The organism is Streptomyces sp. NRRL WC-3618 (assembly GCF_001280005.1).
GTDB lineage: Bacteria > Actinomycetota > Actinomycetes > Streptomycetales > Streptomycetaceae > Streptomyces.
In genome coordinates, this window is record NZ_LGDW01000266.1 from 1 (window position 1) to 795 (window position 795).

Annotated in this window: 1 protein-coding gene; it reads left to right on the top strand. The window is 70.3% G+C overall.

Going from position 1 to position 795, the window contains the following annotated elements; all coding sequences use genetic code 11:
- Positions 1-795: ketoacyl-synthetase C-terminal extension domain-containing protein (locus ADL01_RS22285; RefSeq protein WP_199834894.1), on the top strand; the 795-nt coding region annotated here is incomplete at both ends.

The window sequence follows — 795 nt, forward strand, 5'->3', positions numbered from 1 at the left end:
CCAACAGCGTGTGATCCGCGCCGCGTTGGCGAACGCCGGTCTCACGGCCGGTGACGTCGACGCTGTGGAGGCCCACGGTACGGGCACCACGCTCGGCGACCCCATCGAGGCCCAGGCCTTGCTCGCCACGTATGGCCAGGACCGTCCCGAGGACGGCCGGCCTCTGTGGCTGGGCTCCATCAAGTCCAACGTCGGTCACACCCAGGCAGCTTCGGGAGTCGCGGGCGTCATCAAGATGGTGATGGCGATGCGTGCCGGCGTCCTGCCGCCGTCCCTGCACGTGGACGAGCCGAGCACCCACGTCGACTGGTCCGCCGGGGCCGTCGAGCTGCTGACCGAGGCCCGCGAGTGGACCGAGAGGGACGGCGGCGCGCCGCGTCGTGCGGGTGTGTCGTCGTTCGGTGTCAGCGGCACGAACGCCCACGTGATCGTGGAGCAGGTGCCGGTGGCGGGAACAACTGCTGCCGCTAAAACGGACGTTCTGTCCAGCACGCTTCCCTGGTTGGTGTCGGGCCGGAGCGCGGAGGCGCTGCGCGCGCAGGCCGGGCGGCTCGTCGAGCACGTCACCGCGTGCGATGCGCTCGACTGCGTCGACGTGGGCTGGTCGCTGCTGTCGGGCCGTGCTGTCCATGAGCACCGGGCTGTGGTCTTGGGCCGGGGATCGGGACAGTTCCTGTCCGGGTTGGAGGCTTTGGTTTCCGGTAGTGGTTCGGGTGTGGTGTCGGGGTCGGTGGTCGAGGGCCGTCTGGGTGTGGTCTTCACGGGTCAGGGCAGCCAGCGGCTGGGTATGGGCCG